Annotated in this window: 22 protein-coding genes and 1 tRNA gene; 5 read left to right on the top strand and 18 right to left on the bottom strand. The window is 66.2% G+C overall.

The features are described from left to right. Positions 1-51 precede the first annotated feature (51 nt). The 11 genes from B7G54_RS39370 to fdnG all read right to left on the bottom strand — a co-directional run bounded on the left by B7G54_RS39370 (position 52) and on the right by fdnG (position 12,405). Positions 52-1,425, bottom strand: a complete 1,374-nt coding sequence (locus B7G54_RS39370) for a hypothetical protein (protein WP_208864970.1) — start codon at positions 1,423-1,425, stop codon at positions 52-54. Positions 1,426-1,621: 196 nt separating this feature from the next. Beyond that, positions 1,622-1,798, bottom strand: coding sequence for a helix-turn-helix domain-containing protein (locus B7G54_RS25215; protein ID WP_244289416.1), 177 nt, complete (start codon positions 1,796-1,798; stop codon positions 1,622-1,624). 17 nt (positions 1,799-1,815) lie between these two features. Further along, a complete protein-coding gene (locus tag B7G54_RS25210) occupies positions 1,816-2,070 on the bottom strand; it encodes a response regulator transcription factor (RefSeq protein ID WP_165765617.1) in 255 nt (84 codons plus the stop codon). 470 nt (positions 2,071-2,540) lie between these two features. After that, positions 2,541-2,705, bottom strand: a complete 165-nt coding sequence (locus B7G54_RS40250; RefSeq protein WP_425266520.1) for an adenylate/guanylate cyclase domain-containing protein — start codon at positions 2,703-2,705, stop codon at positions 2,541-2,543. A gap of 475 nt (positions 2,706-3,180) precedes the next feature. Then, positions 3,181-3,276: transfer RNA gene (locus B7G54_RS25200), tRNA-Sec, on the bottom strand. A gap of 32 nt (positions 3,277-3,308) precedes the next feature. Further along, positions 3,309-5,234 (bottom strand): selenocysteine-specific translation elongation factor, encoded by a 1,926-nt coding sequence (gene selB / locus B7G54_RS25195; RefSeq protein ID WP_085041530.1) that lies wholly within the window; start codon positions 5,232-5,234, stop codon positions 3,309-3,311. Then, positions 5,231-6,670, bottom strand: coding sequence for an L-seryl-tRNA(Sec) selenium transferase (gene selA / locus B7G54_RS25190; protein WP_085041529.1), 1,440 nt, complete (start codon positions 6,668-6,670; stop codon positions 5,231-5,233). The genes selB and selA overlap by 4 nt, the downstream gene beginning before the upstream one ends. Positions 6,671-6,743: 73 nt before the next feature. After that, complete coding sequence (fdhE, locus tag B7G54_RS25185) at positions 6,744-7,679, bottom strand: formate dehydrogenase accessory protein FdhE (protein WP_175130415.1); 936 nt, start codon at positions 7,677-7,679, stop codon at positions 6,744-6,746. Positions 7,680-7,785: 106 nt separating this feature from the next. Beyond that, positions 7,786-8,412 carry a formate dehydrogenase subunit gamma gene (locus B7G54_RS25180; protein ID WP_021162866.1) on the bottom strand — a complete coding sequence of 209 codons (627 nt, stop codon included), beginning with the start codon at positions 8,410-8,412 and terminating at the stop codon, positions 7,786-7,788. Beyond that, positions 8,409-9,323: a formate dehydrogenase subunit beta gene (gene fdxH, locus B7G54_RS25175; protein WP_085041527.1), complete on the bottom strand. Its 915-nt coding sequence runs from the start codon at positions 9,321-9,323 to the stop codon at positions 8,409-8,411. The genes B7G54_RS25180 and fdxH overlap by 4 nt, the downstream gene beginning before the upstream one ends. Positions 9,324-9,333: 10 nt before the next feature. Then, the gene (fdnG, locus tag B7G54_RS25170; protein WP_165765616.1) at positions 9,334-12,405 is read right to left on the bottom strand and encodes a formate dehydrogenase-N subunit alpha; all 3,072 of its coding nucleotides are present in this window, start codon (positions 12,403-12,405) and stop codon (positions 9,334-9,336) included. Positions 12,406-12,547: 142 nt separating this feature from the next. Here fdnG and B7G54_RS25160 point away from each other — a divergent pair, with 142 nt between their 5' ends. From B7G54_RS25160 to B7G54_RS25150, 3 genes are all read left to right on the top strand, one after another. Then, positions 12,548-13,480 carry a YihY/virulence factor BrkB family protein gene (locus B7G54_RS25160; RefSeq protein WP_085041525.1) on the top strand — a complete coding sequence of 311 codons (933 nt, stop codon included), beginning with the start codon at positions 12,548-12,550 and terminating at the stop codon, positions 13,478-13,480. A 403-nt stretch (positions 13,481-13,883) separates the two neighbouring features. Next, positions 13,884-15,041: a porin gene (locus tag B7G54_RS25155; protein ID WP_085041524.1), complete on the top strand. Its 1,158-nt coding sequence runs from the start codon at positions 13,884-13,886 to the stop codon at positions 15,039-15,041. Positions 15,042-15,429: 388 nt separating this feature from the next. Further along, positions 15,430-15,903, top strand: coding sequence for a VOC family protein (locus B7G54_RS25150; protein ID WP_085041523.1), 474 nt, complete (start codon positions 15,430-15,432; stop codon positions 15,901-15,903). On the opposite strand, the gene B7G54_RS39165 is transcribed toward B7G54_RS25150, so the two are convergent. The 3 genes from B7G54_RS39165 to B7G54_RS25135 form a co-directional block, all read right to left on the bottom strand. Next, positions 15,882-16,061, bottom strand: a complete 180-nt coding sequence (locus B7G54_RS39165; protein WP_165765615.1) for a hypothetical protein — start codon at positions 16,059-16,061, stop codon at positions 15,882-15,884. The genes B7G54_RS25150 and B7G54_RS39165 overlap by 22 nt on opposite strands. Positions 16,062-16,102: 41 nt before the next feature. Beyond that, the gene (locus B7G54_RS25140) at positions 16,103-16,894 is read right to left on the bottom strand and encodes an AadA family aminoglycoside 3''-O-nucleotidyltransferase (RefSeq protein WP_085041580.1); all 792 of its coding nucleotides are present in this window, start codon (positions 16,892-16,894) and stop codon (positions 16,103-16,105) included. Between the two features lie 294 nt (positions 16,895-17,188). Continuing rightward, complete coding sequence (locus B7G54_RS25135; RefSeq protein WP_011355701.1) at positions 17,189-17,638, bottom strand: HU family DNA-binding protein; 450 nt, start codon at positions 17,636-17,638, stop codon at positions 17,189-17,191. Positions 17,639-17,895: 257 nt separating this feature from the next. Between B7G54_RS25135 and B7G54_RS25125 the strand changes: the two genes are divergently transcribed. Then, positions 17,896-19,014 carry an acyltransferase family protein gene (locus B7G54_RS25125; protein WP_085041521.1) on the top strand — a complete coding sequence of 373 codons (1,119 nt, stop codon included), beginning with the start codon at positions 17,896-17,898 and terminating at the stop codon, positions 19,012-19,014. A gap of 399 nt (positions 19,015-19,413) precedes the next feature. Here the strand turns inward: B7G54_RS25125 and galU are convergent, their stop codons facing one another. Then, positions 19,414-20,301, bottom strand: coding sequence for a UTP--glucose-1-phosphate uridylyltransferase GalU (gene galU / locus B7G54_RS25120; RefSeq protein WP_085041520.1), 888 nt, complete (start codon positions 20,299-20,301; stop codon positions 19,414-19,416). Positions 20,302-20,530: 229 nt separating this feature from the next. Then, complete coding sequence (locus B7G54_RS39160) at positions 20,531-20,674, bottom strand: hypothetical protein (protein WP_006479318.1); 144 nt, start codon at positions 20,672-20,674, stop codon at positions 20,531-20,533. A 217-nt stretch (positions 20,675-20,891) separates the two neighbouring features. Between B7G54_RS39160 and B7G54_RS25115 the strand changes: the two genes are divergently transcribed. Continuing rightward, positions 20,892-22,067, top strand: coding sequence for an acyltransferase family protein (locus B7G54_RS25115; RefSeq protein ID WP_085041519.1), 1,176 nt, complete (start codon positions 20,892-20,894; stop codon positions 22,065-22,067). Between the two features lie 420 nt (positions 22,068-22,487). On the opposite strand, the gene B7G54_RS25110 is transcribed toward B7G54_RS25115, so the two are convergent. Together B7G54_RS25110 and B7G54_RS25105 are read right to left on the bottom strand one after the other, a co-directional pair. Then, a complete protein-coding gene (locus B7G54_RS25110) occupies positions 22,488-24,953 on the bottom strand; it encodes a glycosyltransferase family 4 protein (protein WP_085041518.1) in 2,466 nt (821 codons plus the stop codon). Beyond that, positions 24,950-26,416 carry an oligosaccharide flippase family protein gene (locus B7G54_RS25105; RefSeq protein ID WP_085041517.1) on the bottom strand — a complete coding sequence of 489 codons (1,467 nt, stop codon included), beginning with the start codon at positions 26,414-26,416 and terminating at the stop codon, positions 24,950-24,952. The genes B7G54_RS25110 and B7G54_RS25105 overlap by 4 nt, the downstream gene beginning before the upstream one ends. Positions 26,417-26,430 lie beyond the last annotated feature (14 nt).

The following is a 26,430-nucleotide window of genomic DNA, read 5'->3' as shown; positions in this document are numbered from 1 at the left end:
TACGCCTCCCGCGGGGGCCGCAGGGTGGCGCAGGTCTATCGTTGCGACAGGTCAGTGGAATGCCGGCTGGGCGGGCATCACGGAGAACGGCAGCAGGCCGCCGAGCCGGCCGAGCAGTTCGCCCAGCACCGGCGCGGCGGTGCCGATGACGGTGCCGCCGATACCCTGCGGCGCGAATACCGCCTGGGGCTGGGCCGAGAACGGCAGCAGCCCGCCCAGTTGACCGGCGACCGTGCCGACCGTCGGCGCAACCGACTTCAGGAGGTCGCCGAACACGCCTTGCGGTGCGAACGCTGCTTGCGGTTGGGCCGAGAACGGCAGCAGCCCGCCGAGCCGGCCGAGCAGTTCGCCAAGCACCGGGGCGGCGGTGCCGATGACCGCACCGCCGATGCCTTGCGGTGCAAACGCGGCCTGCGGCTGGGCCGAGAACGGCAGCAGGCCACCCAGTTGGCCGGCGACCGTGCCGACCGTCGGCGCGACCGACTTCAGGAGGTCGCCGAACACGCCTTGCGGCGCGAACGCTGCTTGCGATGCGAACGCTGCTTGCGGTTGGGCCGAGAACGGAAGCAGCCCGCCGAGCCGGCCGAGCAATTCGCCGAGCACCGGCGCAGCGGTGCCGATGACCGCACCGCCAATGCCTTGCGGTGCGAACGCCGCTTGCGGTTGGACCGAGAACGGAAGCAGCCCGCCCAGTTGGCCGGCGACCGTACCGACGGTAGGTGCGACCGACTTCAGGATGTCGCCGAACACGCCTTGCGGTGCGAACGCTGCTTGCGGCTGGGCCGAGAACGGCAGCAGCCCGCCGAGCCGGCCGAGCAATTCGCCGAGCACCGGCGCAGCGGTGCCGATGACCGCACCGCCGATGCCCTGCGGTGCGAACGCCGCTTGCGGTTGGGCCGAGAACGGCAGCAGCCCGCCCAGTTGCCCTGCGACCGTACCGACGGTAGGTGCGACCGACTTCAGGATGTCGCCGAACACGCCTTGCGGTGCGAACGCCGCTTGCGGTTGCGCGGCGAACGGCAGCAGCCCGCCGAGCCGGCCGAGCAATTCGCCGAGCACCGGCGCGGCGGTGCCGATGACCGCGCCGCCGATGCCTTGCGGTGCAAACGCCGCTTGCGGTTGGGCCGAGAACGGCAGCAGCCCGCCCAATTGGCCGGCGACCGTTCCGACCGTCGGCGCGACCGACTTCAGGATGTCGCCGAACACGCCTTGCGGTGCGAACGCCGCTTGCGGTTGCGCGGCGAACGGCAGCAGCCCGCCGAGCCGGCCGAGCAATTCGCCGAGCACCGGCGCGGCGGTGCCGATAACCGCGCCGCCGATACCCTGCGGCGCGAACTCCCCTTGCGCAACCGTCGTCGCGTAAGCCGGAACGTGTCCCGAAACAGCGAGCGGTACCCCCGGCAATGCATGGTGTACATGAGTCATTTTCGAGTCCTTGATAAGAGGAAACAGTCGGAGCACGAGCCGCAGGCATTGCGTCGCGTGCGCCGTCGACATGCCGGCCGGCGACGCCCCATCGGCCCGGTACGCATGGGTCGAAGGAAACATCGGACGAATCGGCAGGTCGATTCTGCGAGTCGGGCCCTGCCGGTTCCATACGGCAAATGCGGTATGCGTGTCGCTAAGGCGAGCCGGGTTTCGCAACGGGAAATGGGACGTTGAGCCAGCCGGAAAGCACGGCCGTATGGAGGAGCGCGCAGAGGTTGGGCGAAGCGGTCTTGCCGAGAAGATGCGTGCGATGCTTGCGGGCGGTCTGGTCGCTGATGCCGAGCGCACGGGCGACCTGCTTGTCGCTCATGCCGGCCGCGAGCAGGTTCAGGATCTCGCGTTCGCGCGACGAGAACGGGTCAGGACCACGCTGAATACCGTTTTTTTGAGCACGTCAGGAAAAAGAATGAAATAGCGCATGGTCAGTTGCGCTGATTTCTTGAAGCCGAATTTATTGAGGAGATTTTCACGGTGCTTGCGCGCGGTATATACGGAAACGGCCAGTTCGACCGCGATTTCACGGTCGGTCAGGCCTTGCGCGATCAAGCCCAACACGACTATCTCACGTGCGGTGAGTTTCAAGATGGATCCCCGTCGACAATTGAAAGGGCATCCCCTTTTTTGTCACGGGAGCAGCGGTCTCCTTTGAATATTCACGACAACCTCACTGGCGACCGGACATCTCTCCTGGTGCACGCGACATGCCAAGGCGGATGCGCTTGAGACTGCTTTGTCATTTCCGGGTCGCCCGTTATAAAACGACTTTTTTGATTATTCTCGGCTGCGAGATGGTCGGGGCAGCCGTGTGCCGGCTATTTGAATTCAGGGCGATCGGAACGATGCATCATACGCCCGCCGCGCGATTTCGCATGATGATTGATATCACTGATTGAATCGGCCAACCGGGCATGCATTGAAATTCGATTTCGTTAGTGAACTCATATTTTTGTTTATTATTTTGCAAATTAAAAACAAAAGAGAAACTTTCGTTCACGGATTCAAGATGAGGCAATTGGCCATGCCGGTTCAAATCCCGGATCAAATGCGCAGCCTCAAATTGGCGGCAAGCCGGTTCTGCCGGCCAGGAACCACGTGCGGAACTCGCCCATGCCTTTCGCCGCGATCAAGCCACGCTCCTCGAAGACGAACGATTCACCCAGGATTGCACGCGTCGCCTCCGTCACCTGCATGCGCCCGGCAACGCCCTGCGATTCCATCCTGCTCGCGCGATTGATGGCCGCCCCCGCTGGTCGCAGATGAACTTGCACTTGCCGATCACGCCGACCACGACCTCGCCGCTGTTGGTGCCGATTCGCAATTTCAGGTTACAGCGTCTGACCTCGTTGAAACGGGCCAGCGCTCCCGCATTAACGCCGTCCGGGTGCCTGTGTAGTAGATCCGCCGCCTCTGTTTCATGGCAACACGCGTTGCTGCCATGCAACCTCGAGTGTGTTGCATCGACGGGTTGAATCCGCACGGGACACTTGCGCAACCCGCAGTGCGCCGAGTCGATGCAACTATCGTCCATCCATGTCGCCCCTACCCGCCAACCCACATTGCTGCCCATCCTTCGTGAGGACAATATGCAGGGCGTCAACGGTAGCCGCAAGCGCGCCGCCCCTATGAATCACGCTGCAATCAAGGAGATAAAGGGTGTCCGCGGAAGCTATCGGAATACCGGATAGCCTTGAGTGGCGGAAGGCAGCCGGAGTCGAACCGACCCGGGAGTGTCTGACACCCCCAACCGGGTTTGAAGCCCGGCCGTACCACCGGATACGAATGCCTTCCGTGGGGAAAAGAACCAAAAGAACAACGAGCGCCTACGCCTGAATACCCGCCCAACCGCTGTCAGGCCGCAGGAAGTGAAGATCGCGGTGGAAGCGAGTATACCCAACCCGATCGAAGAACTCGAGAATCTGGATCGCGCGCTTGCGGCCGAGCCCCGTCGCATCGCGGAACGTCGCGGCATCGAGCCCACCGCCGCGCGACGGCGCGAGATGCGCGACCAGTTCCGCGAGCTCCCGCACGACGTCCGCATGATAGAACAGGTCGCGCACGACCTGCTGCACGTCACCGCGCCGCGCGAGCTTGCGCAGCAAGGTGCGCACCGCGTCCTCGGCCGCGCCCGTGTCGCGCGCCAGGTCGCGCACCCACGGCGGATCGAAACGCCCCGCATGAATCAGCGGCAGCAGTTGCTGCGCCAGCGCTTCCTCGCGCGGCTCGAGGCTCACCGAGTGCGATGGCAGATGCAGCCACGGCCCGCTTCGCGCGACTTCGCCGCCGGCCACCAGCGCATCGACGAGCGCGCGCCACAACGCATCGCCGGCGAGCGGCGCGGCCATCCGCCGCAAGCGCGCGGCGTCGAGCCCCTGCTCGTCGGGCATGCGCTCGTGATACGTGCGCAGCGTCTCGATCGCCCGCGTCTGCAGCGCACGCCAGTGCGCATGTGAAATCACCGCGCCGTCGTTCGACGCGGCGTCGCGCTGCCCGATCGCCAGCGCGTCATCCGGCAACGCCAGCGCGTTCGGTGCGAAACCCGTCAGATGCGTGAGCATCGCGCGCGGGATGCCGAGCGGCGCCTGCGCGAGCAGCGCATCGAGGCGCCCTTCATCGAGCCATTCGGCCAGCGCGTCGAGCCACGCGCGGCGCTGGGGCGTACGACGCTTGCGCGCCGGCCCGAACGGGTCGAGCACGCGGCCGCCGCCGACCGTGCGCGTCGCTTGCGGATTACGGACGATGAACCGGTCGCCCGGCAGCGCAAACACAGGCTCGTCGAATACCAGTTGCACGCGCATCCGCTGGCCAGGCGCGAGCGTGTCGCCATCGAGCAGCGCGACATGCGCGACGCGATGCAGCGTACCGAGATGCACGTGAAGCGGCGCCCAGTGCGTCAGCGTGAGCCCCGCATCCGCGAGCAGCGTCAGTTCGACGTCCAGACGCGGCGACGTTGCGACGAGCCGCGCATCGGCGACGGTATCGCCGCGCTCGACATCGGCCTTGTCGACCCCGGCCAGATTCAGTGCGCACCGCTCGCCCGCGCGGCCGGCCTCGACCGGCCGGTTCTGCGCGTGGATGCTGCGCACGCGAGCCGCCCCGCCCGTGCGCACGATCGCGAGCGTGTCGCCGGTCGCGACGCGGCCCGCGAACGCGGTGCCGGTCACGACGGTGCCCTGCCCCGCGAGCGTAAACACGCGATCGACCGCGAGCCGGAACAGCCCGTCGTCGCGGCGGGCACGCCACGCGATCGCCGCCTCGGCCAGGTGGCGCTTCAACGCGGCGACGCCCGGATCGTCCGCGGCCGTCGCCCGCGTTTCGAAGATCGGCACGCCGGCCAGCGTCGCATCGTGCAGCCACGCGGCGATCTCGTCGCGCACCTCGGCCACGCGCGCGGCGTCGACGCGATCGCACTTCGTCAGCGCGACGGCGCCATGCGTGACGCCAAGCAGTTGCAGGATCGCGAGATGCTCGCGCGTCTGCGGCATTACGCCGTCGTCGGCGGCAATCACGAGCAGCGCGAAATCGATCCCGCATGCGCCGGCCGCCATCGTATGAATCAGCTTCTCGTGGCCGGGCACGTCGATCAGGCCGAGCACATCGCCGTTGTCGAGCGGCGTATACGCGTAACCGAGTTCGATCGAGATGCCGCGCGCCTTCTCTTCCTTCAGGCGATCGGTATCGACGCCCGTCAGCGCGCGCGCCAGCGTCGTCTTGCCGTGGTCGATGTGTCCAGCGGTACCGACGATCATGCAGCGGGCCCCGCGAGCGGCACGCATTGCGCGACGAACGCCGCCTCGTCGTCGGCTTCGAGGCAGCGCAGGTCGAGCCGCAGCGCATTGTCGGCCACGCGGCCGATCACCGGGCGCGGCCATTCGCGCAGCCGCTTCTCGAGCTGCGCAAGCGCACGGCCGCCGCGCTTGCCGTCCGCCGTGCGTACCACGAGCCCGGCACTCGGCAACTGGTCGACCGGCAGCGCGCCGCTGCCGATCTGGCTGAACATCGGCTCGACCGTCACGTCGAAACCGCTGCCGAGCGCGGCCTGCAGCACCGGACGCACGCGTTCGGCGGCCTCGGCGATCTCGCGCTGCGGACGCGTCAGCAGGCGCAGCGTCGTGAGCCGGTCGCGCAGGAACTCGGGCGACTGGTAGAGGCGCAGCACGGGTTCGAGCGCTGCGAGCGTCAGCTTGCCGACGCGCAGCGCACGCTTGAGCGGATGTTTCTTGATCTTCGCGATCAGCGCGCGATCGCCGACGATCAGGCCGGCCTGCGGCCCGCCGAGCAGCTTGTCGCCGCTGAACGTGACAACGTTTGCGCCGGCGGCGACGGTTTCCTGCACGGTCGTCTCGTGCGGCAGCCCCCATTGCGACAGGTCGGCGAGCGTGCCGCTGCCGAGATCGACGGCAACCGGCAGCCCGTGCTCGCGCGCGAGCGGCGCGAGTTCGGCGAGCGTCGCCTCCTTCGTGAAGCCGCTGATCGCGTAGTTGCTGCAGTGCACCTTCATCAGCAGCGCGGTGCGCGGGCCGATTGCTTCCGCGTAGTCGCGCAGATGGGTGCGGTTGGTCGTGCCGACTTCGCGCAGCTTCGCGCCCGCTCGGCTCATGATGTCGGGGATGCGAAATGCGCCGCCGATCTCGACCAGTTCGCCGCGCGACACGACGACTTCCCGCTTCGTCGCCAGCGCCGACAGCGCCAGCAGCACGGCCGCCGCGTTGTTGTTGACGACGGTCGCCGCTTCCGCGCCCGTCAGTTCGCACAGCAGATCGTCGATCAGGTCGTCGCGATCGCCGCGGCGGCCCGTGGCAAGGTCGAATTCGAGATTGACCGGCCGCGTGAGCACGTCGACCACCGCGCGCACCGCGTCGTCGGGCAACAGCGCGCGCCCGAGGTTCGTGTGCAGCACGGTGCCGGTCAGGTTGAACACGGCGCGCACCGCGCCCGCGCTCTGCGCGGCCAGCGTGCGCGCGACGGCCGCGGCGATGCGCGGCTCGTCGAGTGGTTCGGCCGCCGCCGGATCGTGCAGTGCGGCGGTACGCCAGCGTTCGAGCTCCGCGCGCACCGCGTTCAGCACGCGCGTTCGGCCGTAGTCGGCGAGCAGCGGTTGCAGCGGCGCCGACGACAGCACACGCTCGACCGACGGCACACGCGCCAGCACGGCATTCAGTTCATTCAAACCCGGTTCGGTCACGTCGTGGTGGCTCCAGTCTCATGCTTTGCAGTCGGCCGGCGCCGGCGCTCGCGCGCCGCCCCGGCCCCTGCCGTCAATCCGCTTCCCGCGAGACGTCCGGCCACAGCAGCGGGTTCGGCGAACTGCGCTGGTAGCCGGCCTCGTTCATCAGCAGGTCGAGCGTGAGACTCGCGAGATCGTCCGCCAGCGGCTCGAACTCGTAGTCCTTGTCCTGATAGCCGATCTTGCGATAGGTCTTGCACTCGTCGCACGATTCGGCCTTGACGGCTTCGCTGCCGCCCTCGATCCCGTGATACGCGATGCCCTTCGTCGAATCGCAGTGCGAGCACTTCGTGCGCACCAGGTGCCACTCGGTCGTACACAGCCCGCACTGCAGGAAACGGTAGCCCTGGTACTGGCCGCCGACCCGCACGACGCTCGCGACCGGATGCGTGCCGCACACGGGGCACAGCCCCGGCTGGTCGAGATACGGGACGTCAGCCGGTGAAACGCGGCTGGCGAGATCCGTCCAGACGACCTGCAGCGCGGCCATCAGGAACGGCGCGGTGGCCGGGTCGACTTCGGCGAAGCGCAGCGCGAGGATCGCGTCGGCTTGCGCGTCGAGTTCGGCGGGCGCCATCAGGCGCAGCCGGTCGAGCAGCTTTGCGAGCTGCGGGTTGACCAGCCCGGCGCCTTCGACGCGGTCGAGCAGTTCGTACAGCACGGCGCGCCAGCGCGGGTCGCGCTCGCCGTCGAGCGCCGGCACGAGCGGCATCGAATGCTGCTGCGCACGCGCGATCGCTTCCTTCGACGGCAGCGGCAGCTCCAGCGTCTGCAGCGTCGCGTGCTGCGCATCGGCGACGGTGGCCATCAGCCGCAGGTAGCCGCTGATCGGGTTCAGGTCGGCCAGCTTGCGCAGCCGCGCGGCGCGGGCCGAGAACGCGGTGGCGCGCTCCGGCAGGCGAAAGCGCGGGATGGCCGAATGATCGAGTGCCGAGATCTCGGTCGGTTCGAGAATGCGTTGTGTCACAAAAATATCTTCCAAATAAACAAGCGCCGACAGGTCGGCGCTTCGGGCGGTACCGTCGGTAGACGGAGCGGCTCGCCTCGATGGCGAACCGCTCCGCTCCGGTGCGTCACTTCACGCTTTCACGGAACCACTTCGGGTGATGCTTGCGGGCCCAGCCCAGCGTGACGGTGCCGCGCACCATCGCGCCAATCGAGCCCTTCACCCACAACGCCGCGTAAATATGCACGATGATGCTCGCGATCAGCACGAAGGCCGCCACGGCATGCACGACAGCGGCCGCGCGGATCACCCCGATCGGGAAGTAGAACGAGAAGTAGCGCCGCCAGATCACGACTCCCGACAGCAGCAGCAGCAGCAGGCACGCCACCAGCGTAAAGAATAGCAGCTTCTGCCCGGCGTTATAGCGCCCGACAGGCGGCAGCTTGTCTTCCTGGTTGGTCAGCACGTCGCCAATCTGCTTCAGCCACTGGCGATCGTCCGCGTCGAGCGCGTTGTGGTGCCAGAAGCGCACCACCAGGATCGCGAACGACACGAACATCACGAGGCCGACGAACGGATGCAGGATCCGCGTCCACTGGCCGCCGCCGAACAGCGCGGTCAGCCAGAACATCGACGGATGGAACAGCGCGAGCCCGGACAGCGCGAGCAGCACGAACGTGATCGCGGTGATCCAGTGGTTCGTGCGCTCGTTCGGCGTGTAGCGGACGATCAGGTTGGGGTCGTCGTGGTTCATTTCGCGTCCTCCTTGATGCGTCGCGCCTCGTCGCGCGCGGCCGATTCCTCTTCGTCGCTCACCTCGTTCGGACCGACCCGGATGTAGTGGAAGAACCCGGCGAGCGCCGTCAGCGCGATGCCGGCGACCGCGAGCGGCTTCGCGATCCCCTTCCACAGCTTCACCATCGGGCTGATCGACGGGTTGTCGGGCAGCCCGTGGTACAGCGACGGCTTGTCCGCGTGGTGCAGCACGTACATCACGTGCGTGCCGCCGACGCCCTGCGGGTCGTACAGCCCCGCATGCTCGAAGCCGCGCTCCTTCAGGTCCTCGATCCGCTCGGCCGCGTGCTGCTTCATGTCCTCCTTGGTGCCGAACACGATCGCGCCCGTCGGGCAGGTCTTCACGCAGGCCGGTTCCTGGCCGACCGCGACGCGGTCGGAACAGAGCGTGCACTTGTACGCGCGATGATCCTTCTTCGAGATCCGCGGAACGTTGAACGGGCAGCCGGTCACGCAATAGCCGCAACCGATGCAGTTCTCCTCGTGGAAATCGACGATCCCGTTGTTGTACTGCACGATCGCGCCCGGCGACGGGCACGCCTTCAGGCAGCCCGGATCCTCGCAGTGCATGCAGCCGTCCTTGCGGATCAGCCACTCGAGGTCGCCCGCCGGGTTCTCGTATTCGGAGAACCGCATCACCGTCCACGAATGCTCGGTCAGGTCGGCCGGGTTGTCGTACACGCCGACGTTGGTGCCGACTTCGTCGCGCAGGTCGTTCCACTCCATGCATGCCGTCTGGCATGCCTTGCAGCCGATGCACTTCGATACGTCGATCAGCTTCGCGACGCTCCCGGTCACCGGTTCGCGCACCGTGGGCGGTGGCGTCGTGGTGGCCGAGACGCGCTTGATATCCAGCGATTGCAATGCCATCTCTTCCCCCTTACGCCTTTTCGACCTTCACCAGGAACGACTTGAATTCCGGTGTGTAGGAGTTGCCGTCGCCCACGGACGGAGTCAGGGTGTTGGCGAGATAGCCGGGCTTCGTCAGGCCCTTGAAGCCCCAGTGCAACGGGACGCCGACCGTCTGGACCTTCTTGCCGTCGACCGTCAGCGGCTTGATCCGCTTCGTGACGAGGGCAACCGCGATGATGTAGCCGCGCTTGGACGACACCTTCACGCGCTCGCCGTGCGCGACGCCGACTTCCTTCGCGAGATCTTCGCCGATCTCGACGAATTGCTCGGGCTGGATGATCGAGTTCAGCCGCGCATGCTTGGTCCAGTAGTGGAAATGCTCGGTCAGCCGGTACGTCGTCGCCACGTGCGGGAAGTCCGCCACCTTGCCGAACGACGCGCGGTCGTCCGGGAACACGCGGGCAGCCGGGTTGTTCAGCGCCTGCGGGTTGTTCGGGTGCAGCGGGTTCGCATCGAGCGGCGTCTCGAACGGCTCGTAGTGCTCGGGGAACGGGCCTTCGTTCATCCCCGCGCGAGCGAAGAAGCGCGCGACGCCCTCCGGGTTCATGATGAACGGCCCCATCCCGTTTTCGGGTGGTTCGTCCGCCTTGAAGTCCGGAATGTCGGCCCCCTTCCATGCGCTGCCGTTCCAGCCGATCAGCTTGCGGGTCGGGTCGAACGGCTTGCCGTTCACGTCGCACGACGCGCGGTTGTACAGGATCCGCCGGTTCGCCGGCCAGGCCCACGCCCAGTTCAGCGTCTGGCCGATGCCGGTCGGATCGGCGTTGTCGCGCCGCCCCATCTGGTTGCCGGCCTGCGTCCAGGCACCGCAGAAGATCCAGCAGCCGCTCGCGGTCGTGCCGTCGTCCTTCAGCTGCGCGAACGCGGCCAGCTGCTCGCCCTTCTTCACGAGCGTCTTGGCCGGATCCTTCGGATCGGGCAGATCGGCGAGCGCACGGCCGTTGAACTCCATCGCGAGCTCTTCGGGCGTCGGGCTTTCCGGGTTCGCGTACGGCCAGGTCAGGTTGACGATCGGATCCGGATACTTGCCGCCGTCCGTCTGGTACATCTTGCGCATGCGCAGGAACAGCCCCGACATGATCTCGAGGTCGCTACGCGCCTCGCCCGGCGGCTCCGCGCCCTTCCAGTGCCATTGCAGCACGCGGCTCGAACTCACGAGCGAGCCGTTTTCCTCCGCAAAGCACGTGGTCGGCAGACGGAACACCTCGGTCTGGATCTTCGATGCATCGACGTCGTTGTAGTCGCCATGATGCTTCCAGAACTCGGACGTTTCGGTCGCGAGCGGATCCATGATCACGAGCCACTTCAGCTTCGCGAGGCCTGCCGCCGTCTTCACCTTCGACGGCGCCGCCGCGAGCGGGTTGAAGCCCTGGCAGATGTAGCCGTTCATCTTGCCGGCATTCATCAGCTCGATCGTCTGCAGCAGGTCGTACTGCTTGTCCAGCTTCGGCAGGTAGTCGTAGCCCCAGTTGTTCTCGGCGGTCGCCGCGTCGCCCCACCAGGACTTCATGAAGCTGACGTGGAAGGCCTTGTAGTTCTTCCAGTAGCTCAACTGGTTCGGCCGCAGCGGCTGCTGCACGCGCTTCTTGATGTAGCCGTCGAAATCCTGCTCGGCCTGCATCGGCAGCGTCATGTAGCCCGGCAGCAGGTTCGACATCAGCCCGAGGTCGGTCAACCCCTGGATGTTCGAGTGGCCGCGCAGCGCGTTCATCCCGCCGCCCGCGATGCCGATGTTGCCGAGCAGCAGCTGCACCATCGCGCCGGTGCGGATCATCTGTGCGCCGACCGAGTGGTGCGTCCAGCCGAGCGCGTACAGGATCGTGCCGGCGCGGCCGGGAACGGCGGTAGTCGCGAGCATCTCGCACACCTTCAGGAATTTCTCCTTCGGCGTGCCGCAGACCTGCTGGACCATGTCCGGCGTATAGCGCGCATAGTGCTGCTTCAGCAGGTTGTACACGCAACGCGGATGCTGCAGCGTCGGGTCGACCTTCGCGAAGCCGTCGTCGCCGCGCTCGTAGTCCCAGCTCGATTTGTCCGGGTACGCGTGCTTCTCCGCGTCGTAGCCGGAATAGATGCCGTCGTTGAACGCGAAATCCTCGCGCACGATGAACGAGAAGTCCGTGTAGTTCTTCACGTACTCATGCTGGATCTTGTCGTTCGTCAGCAGATAGTTGATGACGCCGCCCAGGAAGACGATGTCGGTGCCGGTGCGGATCGGCGCGTAGTAGTCGGCCACCGAGGCCGTACGCGTAAAGCGCGGGTCGACGACGATCAGCCGCGCCTTGCGGTGCGCCTTCGCCTCCGTCACCCACTTGAAACCGCACGGATGGGCCTCGGCTGCATTGCCGCCCATCACGAGAATCACGTCCGCGTTCTTGATGTCGACCCAATGGTTCGTCATCGCTCCACGGCCAAACGTCGGGGCAAGACCTGCCACCGTCGGGCCATGTCAGACACGCGCCTGATTGTCGAATGCGAGCATCCCGAGACTGCGGATAGTCTTGTGCGTCAGGTAGCCGACCTCGTTGCTGCCCGCCGACGCGGCCAGCATGCCGGTGGTCAGCCAGCGGTTGACCTTCGCACCGTCTTCCGCCGTCTCGACGAAGTTCGCGTCGCGATCGGCCTTCATCAGCTTCGCGATGCGGTCGAGCGCGTCATTCCACGAGATCGGTTCCCACTTGTCCGAGCCGGGCGCCCGATACTCGGGGTGCGTCAGGCGGCTCGGGCTGTGGATGAAGTCGATCAGGCTCGCGCCCTTCGGGCACAGCGTGCCGCGATTGACGGGATGGTCGGGATCGCCTTCGATGTGGATGATGCTCGGCCGGGCGTTTTTCGCGCCGTCTCCGAGGCTGTACATCAGGATGCCGCAACCCACTGAACAGTAAGGACAGGTGTTGCGCGTTTCGACTGTGCGCGCCAGTTTGTACTGTCGGACTTCGGCAAGCGCTTCGGACGGAGAGAAGCCCATCAGGGCTAGACTCGATCCGGCAAGCGACGTAGCCGTCACCTTCAGGAACTGGCGCCGGGACATTTGTAGCATGGCTGGTCTCGGCGTTATTGTGGGGGTGGGGAAACTGAAAGGAATTATAGACAGTTCGCGCAACTATGTTCGAATCCTCGGATCAATACCGAATTGTCTGATTACCCACGATGATCCGCGTTCCGCGCGCCACCGAACCGTCATGAAACGACCGATCACCTCCGAAGCCACCCGGCTCGCACAACAACAGGCCAACTGGGCCCTCACCGCGTTCAAGCGCTTCTCGGCCGACCGCTGCTCCGCGATGGCCGCGGGCATCGCATTTTTCTCCGCATTCTCGCTCGCGCCGATGCTCGTGATGGTGATCGCGGTGGCCGGCTGGTTCTACGGCGACGATGCCGCGCGCGGCCAGGTGTTCGAACAGGCGCACCAGCTGATCGGCGACGACGCGGCGGCCAGCATCCAGACGATCGTGCAGAACGCGCACCGCGCGGGCGAGCGCGGCGGCCTTGCAACCTTGATCTCGTTCGCCGCGCTCGCGATCGGCGCGTCGGCCACCTTCGCGTCGCTCAGCGCCGCGCTCAGCGTGATCTGGCCGGCCACCGAAAGCCGCTGGTCGAGCATGCTCGGGCTCGTGCGCGTGCGGCTGATCTCGTTCGGGCTCGTGCTCGGCGTCGCGTTCCTGCTGATCGTATCGCTCGTGCTCGACACCGCGATCACGTTCGTCGGCACCTGGCTGCTGGGCGATTCGCCATACGTGATCGTCACGAACCTCGTGCAGTTCTTCGTCGGCATCGCGGTGCTCGCGGGTGCGTTCGCATCGTTGATGAAGTTCCTGCCCGACGCGCGCGTTGCGTGGCGCGACGCCGCGGTCGGCGGCGTCGTGTCCGCGATCCTGTTCTCCGGCGGCAAGAAGCTGTTCGCGCTGTACCTCGCGCACGCGGGCACCGCAAGCGCATTCGGCGCGGCCGGATCGTTCGCGGTCCTGCTGATGTGGCTGTACTTCTCCGCGATCGTGCTGCTGCTCGGCGCGGAATTCGCGGCGGCCCGCGGCAACGCGCATCGGCTCGCCGGTGCCGCTCCGGCCGCGTCGGTTCAAGCCGATCGGCCGATCGATCGCATGCGCGACGACTGACTCGCCCTTTTCACAACGTCGCGGCACGCCCCCGCACACCCGTCCACCTCGTTGCAACACGCTGTCCGCCGTGCATTCGCATGGCGTTGACACGTTCTTTGCATGCCCCTGCATTCGTTGCGGCAACCGCAAACGTTTGCAAGCGCCCGTTTCCGCGCGCCAGCGGGCCGAAACAGGCTGTCTGCTGCAATGCGCACCAACTACTGAAACAATCGCACCGCAGCAATTGTCAACTATTTCAAAAACAGGAACAGTTGATGATGTGCTTGATATATATAGACTTTTTTGCGCTGTTACCTTTTCGAGACACTTTATTTTTTAAGCTTTCTTGCGCGTATGGCACTGAGCTATTCTCCAATCCGCAACAAATAACGATGAATCACTTGCGTGGAGATATTCAACGATGAAGAAACTTGCTCTCTCGACCCTCTCGCTCGCCCTGCTGGGCGCCGCCGGCGCTGCTCAGGCTCAGTCGAGCGTGACGCTGTACGGCGTGATCGATACGTCGATCACCTATGTTCACGGTAACGACGGTCAAGGTAACAATTCGTGGTCGATGGGTAGCGGCAACCTGCAAGGCAGCCGCTTCGGCCTGAAGGGTTCGGAAGACCTCGGTGGTGGCCTGAAGGCGATCTTCCAGTTGGAAAACGGCTTCAACTCGGCATCGGGCGCACTGGGCCAGGGTGGCCGCATGTTCGGCCGCCAGGCTTTCGTCGGCCTGCAAAGCGACCAGTACGGTACGCTGACGCTGGGTCGCCAGTACGACCCGCTCGTCGACCTGGTTCAGGCAGTCACGGCTGACAATTACTTCGGCAGCGTGTTTGCCACGCCGGGCGACGTCGACAACAACGACAACAGCCTGCGCGTCAGCAACGCGATCAAGTACACGTCGCCGGTCTGGGCAGGCCTCCAGGTCGAAGCCATGTACGCACTCGGCGGTGTCGCCGGCTCAACCGGCAAGGGTCAGACGTGGGCCGCAGCTGCAGCCTACAACAACGGCCCGCTCGGCCTGGCTGCCGGCTACTTCCACGCAAACAACTCGGCTCCGCTGAGCGCCGCAGGCGTGCGCACCGGCTGGGCCGGCACGTCGGACGCGATCTTCGACGGTTCGGGCGCGTTCATCAACAACGCATACACGTCGTCGTCGTCGATCGGTATCGCTCAAGTCGCTGGCCAGTATGCATTTGGCCCGGTGACGTTCGGCCTCGGCTACAGCAACGCGCAGTACAAGGCGGACGCGAACTCGGCATTCGGCACGAACCAGAAGTACAACACGGGTCGCGCATTCGTCACGTACCAGGCATCGGCACCGCTGCTGCTCGGCCTCGGCTACATCTACACGAAGGGTAGCGGCCAGACCGACGCCAAGTACCATCAGGTTTCGCTCGGCGCCGACTACTCGCTGTCGAAGCGTACCGACGTCTATCTGGTTGGCGCATATCAGCACGCAAGCGGCAAGAACGCCGATGGCAGCGATGCTCAAGCATCGGTCGGCTCGTACGGCATCGCCGGCAAGAGCTCGCAGGAAATCGTCGCTCTCGGCCTGCGCCACAAGTTCTAAAAACGACGTACCCGGCGTGCATGGCGTCTCCGACGCCTTGCCGCCGAACTGGAAAGCCAGTCATCGGTTTCGGCCGTGGCTGGCTTTTTTTTCGTCCGTCGCCAACGGGCCTGCACGGCCGCACCGGGCGACGGCCGATGCCCGGGCACCGATGCGCGCCAGCCGGCCGGCAGCGGCACCTGGAGGCTGCAATGCGCCGGAAACGCGGTTTCCGGATGCCAGGCTCTCTCGCCGTGTGCGCGCCGGACGACTACCATCCGCACTGCCGGTGCCGTGGATCCGGTGCGACGGCCGTTCGCCCCGCCGTGTCGATTTCGGCGGCCTTCATCCGTCGTATCGAGGTCGGCACGCAATGTGCGCCCCGGCCAATACAGACAGGAGATACGCCATGACGATTCAGAAGATCACGCCTTTCCTCTGGTACGCGGCGGAAGCCGAAGAAGCCGCCGCCTTCTATGCGGGCATCTTTCCGGATTCGCGCATCGTGCGCGTCACCGCGGTGCCCGGCACCGAAGGTACGCGGATGGTCGAGTTCGAGCTGTTCGGGCAGCCGTTCTTCGCGATGAGCCACGCGCGCACCGAGACGTTCAACCACGCGATCTCGCTGCTGGTCAGTTGCGCCGACCAGGCGGAACTCGACCGCTACTGGAACGCCCTGCTCGACAACGGCGGCACGGCCGACGCCTGCGGCTGGCTGAGAGACCGCTACGGCGTCTCGTGGCAGATCGTCCCGGAAACGCTGATCCCGATGGTGGCCGACCGCGACACGGTCAAGGCCACGCGCGTGGCCGCCGCGATGATGCAGATGATCAAGCTCGACGACGCCGCGCTGAAGGCCGCCTACGCCGGTACGGCGGGCTGACGAAGCAGCACGCCGCACAGCGTTGTGCCCGATGACGCGCCGGGTCGCCGACAGGCATCCGGCTCGGCCGCATGCGCGTGCGGCTGCCGCGCCGATGCCGCGCCGATGCCGATGCCGATGCCGATGCCGATGCCGATGCCGATGCCGATGCCGATCATCGGTGCCGCCCGCCAGCCGATCACGTGCGCGGCATCTGCCGCTACGCCGACAGCATCGATTCGACCGTTCGCCGCGCGTAGCCGATGAATGCAGCGAGCGGTTCGCCCGACAGGATCGCAGCGTCTTCCTCGGCGCCGAGATAGGCGGCGCGCGCCGCCGCGACAACCGGCCGGTATGTATCCGGCAGGCGCTCCAGCACCCATGTCGCGGCGACGTCCTTGGGTGCGATCCTGCCGGTCGCGGCGCTGTACCAGATGCGCGCGAGTGCGAGCACCACGTTGCACTCGTCGCCGCGCCAGTTCGGTTCGGCATTCCACTGCGCAACCGTCGCCAATAGCGCAGCGACAAAATCCCGTGCGGGCACTTGCTCGAAAAGCGCGGCTGCCGGCGGGCCAACCAGCACGACACTGTGCTGTCGCACCTTCGTCAACAGGATCGCCAGATCGTGATCGACGAGCGCCGGTTCGACGATACCGGCTTCGAGGTCGCGACGCAGCCACTCGCCGAACTGCAGTTCGCGCCGCGCAGGATGACGCCATGGCACGACTTCATCGTGCGCAACGACGGTCACTTCCAGTGCACGCATGTCGCCGGCGCGACCGGGCGGCGCCGACACGGCGAGCAGGTCGCGCATCAACGCGCGCCGCGTCGGCTCGTCGGCCCGGGCCGACACCGTCACCAGCAGGTCGACGTCGCTGCGCGGTTTCAGTCCGCCGTCGAGCGCCGATCCGAACAGGTGGATCGCCTTCAGCGTCGCACCGAGATGCCGCTCGATCGTGGCGCACGCGGCAGCGACCTGGGCTGCGATTTCGTCGGGAATGCATTCAGTCACGATGCGTATGTCCCGCCATGCGCACGCAACAGGCGCAGCGAGCGCGACGCGCAGCGAGCGCGACGCGCCGCGGCGGATCGATCGCGAGGTGGGTGAGGATTGCCGTGCGACATCGCGCGTGCGCGGCACGTCATCCATGGCGCGTCACGCATCGAACCGGACCTTCCGCCATTGCGATGCTTCGCTGCCGCGCGATTTGCGCAGCGCAATAAAAATCCCCGTACGCTTTCGCGTACGGGGATCGTCGGACATCGCTGCGGCTGCCGACATGCATTCGGCAGCCGCAGCGCGGCATTACGCTGCCGCGTCCTTCAGCTTCTTCAGCGCACGTGCCTTCACGCGCACGCTGGCCGGCTTCGCCGGGAACCAGCGCTCTTCGCCCGTGAACGGATCCTTGCCGAAGCGCTTCTTCTTCGCCGGCACGACTTGTGCCGTGATCTTCAGCAGGCCCGGCAGCGTGAACTCGCCCGCGCCCTTCTTGTGGACCGAGCCGAGCACGACGTTCTCGAGTGCGACGAGCACTGCCTTGACCGCCTTCACTTCGACAGCTGCGCGCTCAGCGATGTGCGTTGCGAGCGATGCCTTCGTGAACTTGTCCTTCAGCGGCGTCGGAGCGGCCGGTGCCGCCTTCGCGACAACCTTCTTGGCCACTACTTTCTTCGCGGGCGCAGCCTTTTTGGCAGCCACTTTCTTGGTGGCGGGTGCGGCAGCCTTCTTGGCCACCTTTTTTGCGGAAGTCGCCATGTTTCTCCTACCAGGTGTGGTCGTTGGATACACGAAGCGTGCAACGCGCGCGCTTCAACGCCGGATTCTACAAGCGCCTTGACGCTTCGTGCAGTACTTTTATGCGTTTTCGCGGGGTTTCCCGCAGGTTTTTTTGCGTGTGACCGATTTCAACGACGCTCCAGCATCAAAAAACGCCTTTACGTAGGCACCCGAATGCGAATTACGTTCGATATTTGCGCACCTATACTGGGCTCGCTCAATGCCCGGATGCCTCCATGCGCGAAGCCAGATACGTCAAAGGACTCGACGGCCTGCGAGCCCTCGCCGTCATTCTCGTTTTCCTGTCCCACAAGGGCCACGTCCTTGCCGTCGACGTCGGCAAGCTTGGCGTGTGGACGTTTTTCCTCATCAGCGGATTCCTGATCGTCGGCGAGCTGCATCGCAACCGCCAGGCGGTCGAGCGCGGCACCATGACGCGCCGCCATGCGCTCGCGCTGTTCCTCGCGAAGCGCGCACTGCGGATCTTTCCCGTGTATTACCTGCTGCTCGCCGCGCTCGCGATCGCGCATGCACTGTTCTACCAGCGCGACGTCAATCTCGGGCTCGCGTGGCACGCGGTGTTCCTGTCGAATTACTGGATCGGCGTCGTCAAGGACGGCTGGCCGGGCTCCACGTCGCACTTCTGGAGCCTCGCAGTTGAACAGCAGTTCTATCTGATCGCACCGCTCGCGCTGCTCGCGGTGCCCGCCGCGCGACATGTCGCGCTCGGCATCGCAGCCGTCGTGCTGTGTGCGCTCGCGCATCTCGCGCTCTCCCTGTCCGACGCGTCGCCGGTGCTGATCTATGCATTTTCGCCGTGGAATTTCGCGCTGATCGCACTCGGCGGCGTCGGCGCGATGGCGCTCGCCGATCGCGGCACGGCCGCCGTGCGCCGCGTTCCGCCCGGCTGGCTCGGCGCGGCAGGTGTCGTGTTCTTCCTCGTGCTGCCCGCGTGCACGGCGTTGCCCGACGCGATCGCGGGGCTCGTGGATCTCGGCCTGTCCGCGTCGCTCGGCGCACTGCTGCTGTGGATCGTCAGCGAACCCGAGCATCCCGTCGTGGCGCTGCTCGACTGGGCGCCGCTCGTCTATCTCGGCACGATCAGCTACGGCTTCTACCTGTTCCACAACCTGATTCCGGCACGCTTCGGCGTGCTGCCCGCGCACGTCGCGCACGTGGCCATACCGGCAATCGTCCGCGAAACGCTACCCGAGATGCTGCAATTCGCGCTCGCCGTGCTGCTCGCGCACCTGTCCTGGCGCTATCTCGAAAAGCGGCTGCTCGACTTCAAGAAGCCGGTCGCCGCGATGCTGGCCCGGTATTTCGTCGCGCGGCAGAGCACGTCGGCACGTTGAACGCCGCACGGACGCGGCAGCGATCGAACGGGGAAACCGCGATTCAGACCACTTCGGGAAGCTGACGCTCGGCGAACGGGGCGTCGCGTCGCGCCATCGACCGGCGCCGGCAGAACCGGTTCGGTCACGACCGTCCATACGCATCACGCAACCGCGCCGCCGGTCCGCTCATCCTGCCGCCGGCTGCGGCACCGGTTTCAGGCGTGACGCCCTTTCTCGCCAGCGCGCCCAGCGCCGCACGCGGCACCGCGCTCGAAGCAAACCCGCCACGGCACACATGCCGCCAGCGCGCACCACGATCGCGCATCCACGCACCTGCACACGCAAAAAAGCCCCGGCGCGCGAGCGGCCGGGGCCAACGGAACAACCACCACCTGAAACAACGGAGCGCGCAGCTGCTTAGGCGACAGCAGCCAGCGCGGGCAAGCAGGTACGCAGGTATGCCTCGAACTCGCGGGCCACTTCCGGATGCTGGAGCGCGAGCTCGACGGTTGCCTTGAGATAGCCGATCTTGCTGCCGCAATCGAAGCGCGTGCCGAAGTAGCGATACGCGAGCACCTGCTCATTCGCGAGCAGCGACTGGACCGCATCGGTCAGCTGCAGCTCGCCGCCGGCGCCCGGCTTGAGCTTGCGCAGATGATCGAAGATCGTCGGCATGAACACGTAGCGGCCGACCACGCCGAGATTCGACGGCGCATCCTCGGGCGCCGGCTTCTCGATGATGCCCGACAGCTTGATGACGTCCTCTTCCCATTCGCGGCCTTCGACGACGCCGTACGAGCGGCTGTCCTCACGCGCGATCGTCTCGACGCCGATCACCGAGCTGTGATAGTGGTCGAACACGTCGACGAGCTGCTTGAGCACCGGCTGTTCGCCGTGCAACAGGTCGTCGGCGAGGATCACCGCGAACGGCTCGCCGTGCACGAGCTTCTCCGCGCACAGCACCGCATGGCCGAGGCCGAGCGCTTCCGGCTGGCGCACGTAGAAGCAGTTGACGTTGCTCGGCTTGATGCCGCGCACGAGTTCCAGCAGCTTTTCCTTGCCGCGCGCCTCGAGTTCGGCCTCGATCTCGTACGACTTGTCGAAGTGATCCTCGATCGCGCGCTTGCTGCGCCCGGTGACGAAGATCATCTCGGTGATACCGGCGTTGATCGCTTCCTCGACCGCGTACTGAATCAGCGGCTTGTCGACGACGGGCAACATCTCCTTCGGGCTCGCCTTCGTTGCCGGGAGGAACCGCGTGCCGAGTCCGGCAACGGGGAACACGGCCTTGGTGACTTTCAACATGTTCGCATCCTGATTGCGTTGACTGCGCCGCGTCGACCAGCGACCCGGCGCGATTGTGTTCCGAACGGCATATCGAGAATCGACGGTACTGCCAATTCGACTCCGCTCATTATCGATATGGACGATTGCTCAATTATTCCGAAAAAAATATAATCCCTTCCATTCGGTCGATATTGCCGGATCGAGTGCCGAGGCAGAAACAAATTACCGATTTTCCGGATACAAATTCTTACGATTCGAATTCCTCGATATAGGGCACGCCGCCCCGTTCGAGACCCGGGCGAATCGGTTCGTTCTTCAGCGCCTCGCGGTACGCCGACAGCACGGCCATGACCAGCAGTACTGCCGCGCTCGCGATCCAATGCATGTCCATCTTGCCGCTCCTTGCATCAATCAACTGGAGCTTCAAACTATCAGAAAAAAATCGGTAAATAATTGACCTGCCTCGCGGAACCGCTTTCGGAACGCGATAAAACCATGATGTGGAATTCCGATATTTCCCGGTAAGATTTTTTTATTCATTGATCGAATTCTTGCGCATTACGATTGGATGAAACTTCCCGTCCATCCGTCGCAAGGAATCGAATCGCATGCAAGCTTTCAGCGGATCGTCTCTGACCGCGCCGCCCGTCGCCGATCACAAGGAACACGTGATCGACGCGATGCGCGGCTTCGCGGCGCTGCTCGTCGCCTATTTCCACTGCCGCCAGGTCGTCTGGGTCGGCATGCAGAGCTTCCATCATGCTTACGGTCATGCGCTCACCCCGAGCGCGATCGCCGGCTACCTGACCTTCCCGTTCGCGTGGGGCTCCGCCGGCGTACCGATCTTCTTCGTGATCAGCGGCTACTGCATCCACCGCAACGCGGCGCTCAAGCTCGCGGCCGATCCCGCGTACCGGCTCGACGCGCCGAACTTCTGGGTGCGCCGGTTCGCGCGCATCTACCCGGTGCTGCTCGCCGCGCTGCTGTTCACGCTCGCACTCGACTCGGTCAGCCTGCAGATCGAGCCCGTCAGCCACAAGATCCGCGACGTCGGCCTCGTCGCGTTCCTCGTGAACCTGTTCTCGCTGCAGGGCGTCGCCGGCTACACGTACGGGTCGAACGGCGCGCTGTGGACGCTGTCGCTCGAAGTGCAGTTCTACGCGATCTACCCGCTGCTGTTCGCGGTACGCCGGCGCATCGGCATGCCGGCGGTCGTGGCCGCGGTCGCGCTCGTCAACGTCGCGTCGGCGTGGCTGCTCGAACGGCACGACCTGCAGTTCTTCTCGTCGTACTGGCTGTCCTGGACGATCGGCGCGTGGATCGCCGACGTGCGTGCAGGGCAGGCGCGCGGCGCGGCCACCGTGCCGTCGCGCGTGTGGTACGGCGCGGCCGCGGTGCTGCTGGCGGCCGGCTGCGCCGCGTTCCATTTCGGCCAGTACGGCGCGTTCCAGCTTTGGTCGGCCGGGTTCGCGTGCTTCCTGTACCGTGCGCTCGCCCGCCCGCCGCGCCCGACGCCGCCGCTGCGCGTGCTGAGCTGGTTCGGCGACTTCAGCTACTCGCTGTACCTGATCCACCTGCCGCTGTTCGTCTGCCTCGGCTCGGTGCTGTTCCATTCCGAGCTGCAGTTGTCGATCTGGCCGTCGTTCGCGTTCATGGCCGCCGCGATCCCGGTCGCGTACCTGTTCTACCGGATGTTCGAACGCCCGGCGATGACGTGGTCGGCCAGCTTCAAGCCGGCCCGCCCCGCCCGCGTCGTCGCGCCGGCGCCCGAACGGGCCGTCTGACGCGGCCGACCCGCGCTCCCGAGCCCCCGCGTGGCGTCCTGCTGCGCGGGGGCTTTTTCATGGCCTGAGCGCGCCGGCACGCCGGGGTGACGCGGATGGGTAGCCCTCCGGTGTCCGGCCGCGCTACGGCCCGCATGGGCCGTCTCCGACCGGCTTTCACCACGCGGACTGCCTGGGCGTCAGCTTCTCGCACCACCTTCTCGCACCACCTTCTCGCACCACCTTCTCGCACCACCTTCTCGCACCACCTTCTCGCACCGCCCGCCGCACGCTCCCAATCGACGACCGGTCAAGCACGCACGCCGCACGGCGCTCAACAACCTGCCCGCCACTCCCCCGGCCAAGCCTCCGAGCCGAAAAACAAAGCCCTCACGCGGCGCGCCGCCGCGTGAGGGCTCGTTTCCAGGCGGCTCGCGCCGGCTACCGCTTCTTCGCTTTCGCAGCCTTCGCCGTGTCCGCGAGGATCTTCTCGACCCGCTCCACGTAGGTTTCGCTACCGAACCGGCGCACCGCCGTCGCACGCCCGCTTGCGACCAGCCGCTCGCGCAGCGCGCCGTCGCGCTTCAGCGTTTCCAGCGCATCGGCCAGCGCGGTCGCATCGCCCGGCGCACAGAGCAGCCCGTTGTCGCCATCCTCGATGATTTCGACGACACCGCCCGCGCGTGCCGCGACGACCGGCCGGCGCGCGAGCATCCCCTCGACGATCACCCGCCCGAACGGCTCGGGCGTGATCGACGTGTGCGCGACCACGTCGACCGCCGTCATGCACGCGGCCACGTCGCGCTGGAACCCGAGGAAATGCACGCGCCCGTCCATCCCGTGCCGCGCGACGTATTCGTGCAACTGCGCGGCGTATTCGTCCTCGCCGAACAGCGGCGCGCCGACCAGCACCACGTGCATGTCGGGATGCCGCGCAGCGGCCTCCAGCAGCACGTGCTGCCCCTTCCAGTGCGCAAGGCGGCTGAACGAACCGACGAGCCATGCGTGCTCGGGCAACCCCAGCCGCGCGCGCAGCGCGGCCTGGCTGACGCCTTCCAGCGCATCGAACGGCTCGGCCGAAATGCCGTTGAACACGACGTCGACGTGCTGCGGCGTGAAGCCCGTCAGCGCGCGGAACGCCTGCGCGGACGCGTCGGAGTTCGCGATCACGCGCGTGACGCCGAGCCGCGAGCAATACTTGATCGCCAGCAACTGCTTGCTGCCGAAATGGTCGGTGCTGACGATGTCGCGCAGGTGCCAGACCACCGGCTTGCGCGCGAGCCGCCCGGCCAGCGCGGCGACCACCATCGCGCGCTGCGTGTTCGCGTAGATCACTTCGGCCCGGCGTGCGCGGCGCGCGACATCGCGCACCAGCCGCACGAGCTGCTTCACCGCGCCGAGCGACACGCCGCCCTGCTTGCGCACGCCCGCGAGCGCACCCTGGTCGACCACGTCGACGCGCGCGCCGATCTCCTCGAGCGCCGCGCGGAACGGACCGTCGTCGAACAGCAGCACGTCGGCGTTCGCGCGCATGTGTTTCATGATCTCGAGCAGCGACAGCTCGGCGCCGCCGAGCACGCCGCTCTGGTCGAGCACGAGCGTGGCCGGGCCACGCGCGGCCGGCATCGGTGCGATCGCCGTGCCGCGCTGCGCCGTCGAGCCGGGCAGCGCGGCTTCCACATAGTCGAGAAAGCGCCGCCGGAACGTATCGGCGGAAAACCGCTCCGCGTTCGCGCGGCAGGCGTCCGGCGTGAAGCGCTGCGGCGCGCGCTCGAAATCGTCGACGGCCGCGACGATCGCGTGCGGCGTCTGTTCGTCGAAAAAGAGCCCGGTCGGATTCAGGTTCGATTGCGGGTCGAGCACGGTTTCGAGTGCGCCGCCCTTGCCGTACGCGATCACCGGCGTGCCGCACGCCTGCGCCTCGACCACCGAGATCCCGAAATCCTCCTCCGCCGCGAACACGAACGCCTTCGCACGGCGCATCCGGTCGTGCAGCACCGCGAACGGCTGGTAGCCCATGATCTCGACGTTCGGGCCGGCCTTCGCACGGATCTTCTGCATCTCGGGGCCGTCGCCGATTACGACGAGCTTGCGTTCGGGCGTACGCGAGAACGCGTCGACGATCAGGTCGATCTTCTTGTACGGCACCATCCGCGACGCGGTCAGGTAGAAATCCTCCTTCTCCGCGTTCAGCGAAAACGCGTCGACGTCGACCGGCGGGAAGATCACCGCCGCGTCGCGGTGGTAGACCTTCTTGATACGCCGCGCGATGAACGCGGAGTTCGCGACAAAGCCGTCCACCGCGTTCGCGGTGCGCGTGTCCCAGTTGCGGATGTAATGCAGGATCATCCGCGCGAGCAGCGATTTCGGCCCATGCGTGAGGTTCGACTGTTCCAGGTACTGGTGCTGCAGGTCCCACGCGTAGCGGATCGGCGAATGCACGTAGCTGATGTGCACCTGGTCCGGCCCCGTCAGCACGCCCTTCGCGACCGCGTGGCTGCTCGAGATCACGAGGTCGTATTCCGACACGTCGAGCTGCTCGATCGCGAGCGGCATCAGCGGCAGGTAGCTGCGGTACTTGGTGCGCGCGAACGGCAGCTTCTGGATGAAGGACGTCGTCACCGGCTTGCCGCGCACGAACGCGCGATCGTCGAGGAAGTCGACGAGGCTGAACAGGTCGGCGTCCGGAAAGCACGCGACGATCTGTTCGAGCACGCGCTCGGCACCTGCATAGGTGACGAGCCAGTCGTGGACGATCGCCACGCGCAGCGTGCGCGCCGGATGGCGCGCGCTGGCCCGTTCGGCCGGCAGCGCCCGGCGCAGTGCGGCGGCATCGCCGGCTTCGGCCACAGCGGCATCGGCCGTGGCGAGATTCAATACGGCGTGTTCCGCCAGATCGCGATTCATGCAGTTTTCCTCGCATTGAGACGGACAAACAGATCGCGCACGAGTGCACGCAGCCCAGGCGTCATCGTGAGCGACCACGCAACATTCAACAGCACCACCACCGCGCACATGCCGATCGACTCGACGAGCCCCGGCCACGCCTGCGCCAGAAACAGGCTCGCGAGCAGGAAGGCCAGGTGCGCGAGCATGTCGAGCACGATCGCGCGCATGCGGATCGCAGACAGGTACAGCAGCACGCCGTAGTCGACGAGCGCGCGCGCCGCGACGACCACCGCCGCGCCGATCAGCCCGAAGTGATGAATGCCGAACCACAGGCCGCCGACGAAGAACGGCATCTCGACGAGCCCGGCGAACGCCGCGCGGGCCGGGTTGACCTGCGACTGGATCAGGATCCGCGTGACGCTCGCCTGGCCGACGAGCCACACGCTGATCACCAGCACGCGGCCGACCGGCGCCGAATGCGCGGCGAGATCCGCGCCCACCCACAACGTGAGGAACGGCGCGAGCGCGAAGATCGCGACGATGCCGACCGGCGTGAACACGCCGTTCAGGAATTCGAGCGACTGGCGCGCGAGCGTGTCCGCATGGTCGCGGCCGACCGCCGACAGGCGCGGAAACAGCGTGCGCACGAGTGCGTTCGGCAGCATGTTCAGGCGCGTGACGAGGTTCTGCGGCACCGTGTAGTAAGTGACGAACTTCGCGCCCATCCCGGCGCCGAGCATCACGCGGTCGAGCGTGTCGGCGATCATGCTTGTCGTGCTCGCGATCAGCATCCAGCCGCCGAAGTTGAACAGCCCCTTCGCGGTGCCCCACTGCGGCGGGTCGATACGCCGGATCCCGAGCACCTTGATGCTGGCGTGGCCGAGCATCACCGCCGCGACCAGGCGCGCGACGACCGCCGCGGCGAGCACCGTCTGCAGGTTCGGCGCGATCCACCACGCGGCGCCGAGCGGCAGCAGCTGGAACAGGAACGTGCCGATCGTCTGGTTCGTGTTGAACACGCCGAAGCGTTCGGCGCCGTTGATCGCGCCGGCGAATACCCACGACACGTTCGCCAGCGGAATCGCGAGCGCGAGCCACGGCAGCGCGAGATACACCTCGTGCTGCATCGCCGCCGACACCTTCGTGAAGTACGCGGTGTAGATGAACGCGCCGAAATAGATCAGCAGCCCGCCCACGATGCCGGTGCCGAGGTTCAGCCAGAACGCGCTCCAGAACACGCGCGCGCTTTCGTCGGCGTTGCCGCTCGCGAGCGCCTTCGAGATGTGGTTCTGCGCGGCCATGCTCATCCCGAGATCGAGGATCCCGAAATAGCCGATCAGCGTCCACACGAGGCTGACAACGCCGTAGCGTTCGACACCCAGCGCGTGGATATAGGCGGGCACCGTCACCAGCGACACGAAGGTCGGCAGGATCAGCCCGATGAAGTTGATCGAAACGTTCTTGAGTATGCCTTTGTCCATGCTTCTGCCTTGTG

This window comes from Burkholderia puraquae, assembly GCF_002099195.1.
GTDB classification, from domain to species: Bacteria; Pseudomonadota; Gammaproteobacteria; order Burkholderiales; family Burkholderiaceae; genus Burkholderia; species Burkholderia puraquae.
The sequence above is the reverse complement of the archived record's forward strand: the minus strand, read 5'-3'. Positions and strand labels throughout refer to the sequence as shown.

Coding starts and splice junctions, on each gene's coding strand:
- B7G54_RS39370 (WP_208864970.1), bottom strand. CDS start 1,425: ATGACTCATGTACACCATGCATTGCCGGGGGTACCGCTCGCTGTTTCG.
- B7G54_RS25150 (WP_085041523.1), top strand. CDS start 15,430: ATGACGATTCAGAAGATCACGCCTTTCCTCTGGTACGCGGCGGAAGCC.
- B7G54_RS39165 (WP_165765615.1), bottom strand. CDS start 16,061: ATGATCGGCATCGGCATCGGCATCGGCATCGGCATCGGCATCGGCATC.
- B7G54_RS25105 (WP_085041517.1), bottom strand. CDS start 26,416: ATGGACAAAGGCATACTCAAGAACGTTTCGATCAACTTCATCGGGCTG.
- B7G54_RS25155 (WP_085041524.1), top strand. CDS start 13,884: ATGAAGAAACTTGCTCTCTCGACCCTCTCGCTCGCCCTGCTGGGCGCC.
- galU (WP_085041520.1), bottom strand. CDS start 20,301: ATGTTGAAAGTCACCAAGGCCGTGTTCCCCGTTGCCGGACTCGGCACG.
- B7G54_RS25135 (WP_011355701.1), bottom strand. CDS start 17,638: ATGGCGACTTCCGCAAAAAAGGTGGCCAAGAAGGCTGCCGCACCCGCC.
- B7G54_RS25110 (WP_085041518.1), bottom strand. CDS start 24,953: ATGAATCGCGATCTGGCGGAACACGCCGTATTGAATCTCGCCACGGCC.
- B7G54_RS25180 (WP_021162866.1), bottom strand. CDS start 8,412: ATGAACCACGACGACCCCAACCTGATCGTCCGCTACACGCCGAACGAG.
- B7G54_RS25115 (WP_085041519.1), top strand. CDS start 20,892: ATGCAAGCTTTCAGCGGATCGTCTCTGACCGCGCCGCCCGTCGCCGAT.
- fdxH (WP_085041527.1), bottom strand. CDS start 9,323: ATGGCATTGCAATCGCTGGATATCAAGCGCGTCTCGGCCACCACGACG.
- selB (WP_085041530.1), bottom strand. CDS start 5,234: ATGATCGTCGGTACCGCTGGACACATCGACCACGGCAAGACGACGCTG.
- B7G54_RS25160 (WP_085041525.1), top strand. CDS start 12,548: ATGAAACGACCGATCACCTCCGAAGCCACCCGGCTCGCACAACAACAG.
- B7G54_RS25215 (WP_244289416.1), bottom strand. CDS start 1,798: ATGAGCGACAAGCAGGTCGCCCGTGCGCTCGGCATCAGCGACCAGACC.
- B7G54_RS39160 (WP_006479318.1), bottom strand. CDS start 20,674: ATGGACATGCATTGGATCGCGAGCGCGGCAGTACTGCTGGTCATGGCC.
- B7G54_RS25125 (WP_085041521.1), top strand. CDS start 17,896: ATGCGCGAAGCCAGATACGTCAAAGGACTCGACGGCCTGCGAGCCCTC.
- B7G54_RS40250 (WP_425266520.1), bottom strand. CDS start 2,705: ATGGAATCGCAGGGCGTTGCCGGGCGCATGCAGGTGACGGAGGCGACG.